Source organism: Sinomonas sp. G460-2 (assembly GCF_047759905.1).
Classification (GTDB): Bacteria; Actinomycetota; Actinomycetes; order Actinomycetales; family Micrococcaceae; genus Sinomonas.
In genome coordinates, this window is sequence record NZ_JBKZWT010000316.1 from 1 (window position 1) to 4,168 (window position 4,168).

4 protein-coding genes and 2 tRNA genes are annotated in these 4,168 nt (G+C 68.5%); 5 read left to right on the top strand and 1 reads right to left on the bottom strand.

Going from position 1 to position 4,168, the window contains the following annotated elements:
• The 3 genes from ACLN58_RS18850 to ACLN58_RS18860 all read left to right on the top strand — a co-directional run.
• Window positions 1–461 (top strand): DbpA RNA binding domain-containing protein (locus ACLN58_RS18850; RefSeq protein ID WP_415856775.1); only part of this gene is annotated, 461 nt, incomplete at its 5' end.
• 254 nt (window positions 462–715) lie between these two features.
• Window positions 716–787, top strand: a tRNA-Thr gene (locus ACLN58_RS18855).
• A 59-nt stretch (window positions 788–846) separates the two neighbouring features.
• Window positions 847–920, top strand: a tRNA-Met gene (locus tag ACLN58_RS18860).
• Window positions 921–962: 42 nt separating this feature from the next.
• On the opposite strand, the gene ACLN58_RS18865 is transcribed toward ACLN58_RS18860, so the two are convergent.
• Window positions 963–1,997, bottom strand: a complete 1,035-nt coding sequence (locus ACLN58_RS18865) for a DUF6454 family protein (RefSeq protein ID WP_415856776.1) — start codon at window positions 1,995–1,997, stop codon at window positions 963–965.
• A 177-nt stretch (window positions 1,998–2,174) separates the two neighbouring features.
• Here ACLN58_RS18865 and ACLN58_RS18870 point away from each other — a divergent pair, with 177 nt between their 5' ends.
• Window positions 2,175–3,224 (top strand): acyltransferase family protein, encoded by a 1,050-nt coding sequence (locus ACLN58_RS18870; RefSeq protein WP_415856777.1) that lies wholly within the window; start codon window positions 2,175–2,177, stop codon window positions 3,222–3,224.
• Window positions 3,225–3,235: 11 nt separating this feature from the next.
• Window positions 3,236–4,153: an aldo/keto reductase gene (locus tag ACLN58_RS18875; RefSeq protein WP_415856778.1), complete on the top strand. Its 918-nt coding sequence runs from the start codon at window positions 3,236–3,238 to the stop codon at window positions 4,151–4,153.
• The last annotated feature ends 15 nt before the right edge of the window (window positions 4,154–4,168 follow it).

Sequence of the window (4,168 nt, forward strand, 5' to 3'; positions counted from 1 at the left end):
TGGGCCGGCGCCAGCGGGTCCAGCCGGGTTCGATCGTGGGTGCGCTCGCGAACGAGGGCGGCTTCAACTCGAGCGACATCGGCGGGATCGACATCCGGTCCGACTTCTCCCTCGTCGAGCTCCCCGCGGAGCTCTCGAACGATCAGTGGCGGGCGCTTTCGAAGACGCGGATCGGCGGCGAGCTCATCAAGCTCGAGCTCGACTCCGGCCGCCGTCCGTCGCGTGACGGTGACGGCAACCGCGGTGACTTCGGCAGCCGTGGCGGCCGGGATCGGGACCGCGCCCCGCGTGACGGCGACTTCGGCAACCGCGGTGACTTCGGCAGCCGTGGCGGCCGCGGCGGCCGGGACCGTGGTGGTCGCGATGGCGAATGGGGCGGCCGCGGCGGGAGCCGGGGCGGCTTCGGCGGGAGCCGAGGCGGCTCCTCGGGTGGCGCTCGTCGGTTTGGCGGCAGCCGCTAATACCGAGACGTAGATCTCACTTACAATACGAATTTGTCATAGATGCGTGACATTTAGCGTCGCATCGTGTGACGATGGAGGGGCGGCGGTGGAGTCGGCCACGTGAGCAGACCACGTGGCCGTGCCACAGGGTCCGGCTGCAGCCAGCTGGGGGGTGCAGCCGGACCCTTTTCCGTCCTCTTCAAGGCGGGCGGAAAACGTGCCCCCGACGATTTGTTCGAGGGGCTCAAGCTCCGGTAAAGTATCTGTCTGTTGCCCCCCTAGCTCAGTGGTAGAGCGCCATCTTGGTAAGATGGAGGTCACGGGATCGATTCCCGTGGGGGGCTCTCTGGAAAGGGTCCGTGTCCACGGCTGTGGCCGGAAGATACGGCCCTTTTCTTTGTATGGCGGTGTAGCTCAGTTGGTTAGAGCGCACGACTCATAATCGTGAGGTCGGGAGATCGAGCCTCCCCACCGCTACCGCAAGACCCCCGGGAGAGATCCCGGGGGTCTTTTGGTTTCTCATTCCTCCCAGATCGGGGGATAACCCAGATCAGGACTGCGGGCCACCGTCGCCTCGTACGTGAGGATCTCGGTGCCGTTGCCCTCGTCGCCGTTGTCCGGCGCGACCTTCATGGTGAGGTGCCCGCCGTCGGCCGTCATCTTGAACGGATTGCGGGTGGCTACGTGCCCGGCCGTGGACCACTTCTGGAAGGGCACGTCCCGCGTCACGGCGTGGCCCTTCAGATCGATCATCGCCATGCCGCCGAGTTCGTAGGTCGCGCCCGCCCCGCCTGCCGCAGGGGTCTGCGGGAGGTTCGTGACGCCGCCGCACAGCATCTTCGAGTTCGGGACGTACTGGCAGTCCTGGTAGTCGATGAAGTAGTTGGCGTTCTCCCACGTCGAGAGCTGCTTGCCCTGGAGGTCCCACTCGGCGAAGCGGCGCGAGCCCCACGTGTTGCCCACGAGGTGGCCCGTCTGCCGGTCCATCACGATTCCGCCGAAGTGATCGGGCACCTCGAACTGCTTGTGGACGTCGAGGCTCGCGGCGTCGATGCGGTAGATGATCGAGGCGCTGTTGGGCCGGTATTGCGCGACGGGCACCCACAGGTTCGTGCCGTCGAAGTCGATTCCGCCCGGGTGGTATGTGTCGCCCTCGCCTAGCGTGATGTCCTTCTGCAGGTTCCCCGCCTTGTCCATGACGAACACGTGGCCGATCCCCTTCCCGGGCGAGCGGTCGAAGCCGTTCTGGGGCGCCGGGTACTTGACCGTCGGCTCGATGATCTGGACGGCCGAGAGGAAGATGTGGTCCTCCGAGAACGCGATGCCCTCCGTGTGGTACGTGGGGAAGTTGAGCTTGAGCTTTCCGGTGAGCTGCCAGTTCGTGTTGCGGTCGACGGCGTTGAAGTCGTTGGCGAGCGTCGTCGCCGTCTCGTGCTGGTCGCCGTTTTCCGGTGTGCCGGTGGCGTCCTGGGCAACGGCGACGGTTCCGGCCGACGCGGCGATGAGCGCTGCGGTCGCGGCGATCACGGCGACTCGTGTGCGGATGGTGCGCATGGGGTCCTCTCCCTGCCGGTCTCTTGCATGAGTCCAAAATGCTAGGAGCGCCGTGTTAACGCGCTGTGAGACCGCGCTGAACTCCACGGGTCTATCCGCGGTGCCGGTCCGAACCGGTATCCCAGCGATGCGGCTTCCTGAGAGCCGTTCCCAGACTCGATCGTTAGACTGGATCAGATGACCGTTACCGAATCGTTGCCTGCTGTCCGAAAAAGTCCCCCTCGGCTTGGCCACGTTCCGGCGCTCGACGGGCTCCGGGCAGTCGCCATCACCTTGGTCGCCGTGTACCACGGGGTCATGCCCGCGCACTTCGGCGGGGCGGGCGGCGTCGACGTCTTCTTCGTGCTCTCGGGCTTCCTCATCACGACGCTCCTGCTCCAGGAGCACGATGCCTCGGGAACGGTTTCCTTCCGCCGGTTCTACCTGCGCAGGGTCGTGCGGCTGTACCCTCCGCTCCTGCTCATGCTCGCGGTCGTCTTCGTGCCGATCGCCCTCACGATGGGCGTCAGCACGGCCCTTGCGGGCTCAGCCCTCGCGCTCTTCTATCTCATGCCCGTGGGCGCCGAGTCCGGCCAGACGACGCTCTCGCCGTACGAGCACACGTGGTCGCTCGGGGTCGAGGAGTGGTTCTACTTCCTGTGGCCGCCGGTCCTGGTCTGGCTCCTGCGCGAGCGTCGCCGGATGGTCCTCGCGGTCGCCGCGATCGTGACGGCCGTCCTCGCCGTCGCGGCGTTCTTCGCCGAGGCGGAGGCGGCAGAGGTCTCCTTCATCCTGCGCGCGTGCGGGCTCATGTCCGGGTGCGTGCTCGCGCTCCTCCTCCATGGCGCCCAGTTCAAGGCCAACCGCTGGCTCGGCCTCGCGGGCCTCGCGCTCCTCGGCTTCAGCGTGCTGCGTTCCTCGCTCGCGCCGTTCTCCACCGTCGACGTCCTCTCCGCGGACGCCGGCGCGCTCCTGCTCATCGTCGCGCTCGTGCGCGGCCCGCATGGCGTGCTCCACCGCGTCCTGTCGGCTGGCCCAGTGGCCTATGTGGGGCGGATCAGCTACGAGATCTACCTGTGGCACTACCCGCTCCTGTGCCTCCTGGGCGTGCTCAACCACTCCGACTGGCTCGAGGTGGGGTGGATCGTCCTTCCGCTCTCGGTCGGGCTCGCCGCGCTCGCCCACCGTGTCACGCGGCCCCTCATGGCCCGCCTGCGCACTAGGATGGCCGGGTGGATTCCCGCCTGATCTATGGATGCATGGGCCTCGGCGGCGCGTGGGACGCGCCGGGATACGGCCCCGAGCACATCGACGATGCGGCGGCGGCCGTTGAGGCCGCGCTCGCGATCGGCATGACGCGCTTCGACCATGCCGACATCTATCGCCGGGGCAAGGCCGAATCGGTCTTCGGCGAGCTCCTGGCCCGCGATGCGACACTGCGCGGGAGGATCCAGCTCCAGAGCAAGGTCGGCATCCGGCTGGGCGAGGGCGGCGGCTTCGGCCACTACGACCTGAGCGGCCGGGCGATCCTCGAGGGCGTCCAGGGCACGCTGCGCCGCCTCCGCACCGACTACCTCGACCTCCTGCTCCTGCACCGCCCCGACCCGCTGCTCGACCCCGCCGAGGTGGGGGACGCCGTCGGCCGCTTGCTCGCGGACGGTGCGATTCGCGCGATCGGCGTGTCCAACATGTCGGCCGCGCAGATGGACGCGCTTCAAGACCACCTGCCCGTCCCGCTCGCCGCCGACCAGCTCGAGCTGAGCCTGGCCCACCACGGCTTCGCGGACACCACCGTGCTCGTCAACCATGCCGACGGCGTGCTCACGAGCTTCCCGCACGGAACGCTCGAACACTGCGCGCGGCGCGGCATCGAGGTGCAGGCCTGGTCGCCGCTTGCGGGCGGCCGCTACTCCGGACGGACGACGGCGAAGGCCACCGACGCGGACCGCGCCACGACCGCGCTGGTCGCCGAGATGGCCGCCGCGAAGAACACCGAGCCGGAGGCGATCGTGCTCGGTTGGCTCCTCCGGCACCCGGCGCGGATCGTCCCGGTCATCGGCTCGGCGAACCCGCGTCGCATCGCGGCCTGTGCGGAGGCCGAGGCCGTCGGCGCCTCGATGACGCGCGAGGAGTGGTTCACGCTCTTCCAGACCGCGCGCGGCAAGCGCGTCCCCTAGCGACCGGCCCCGGGG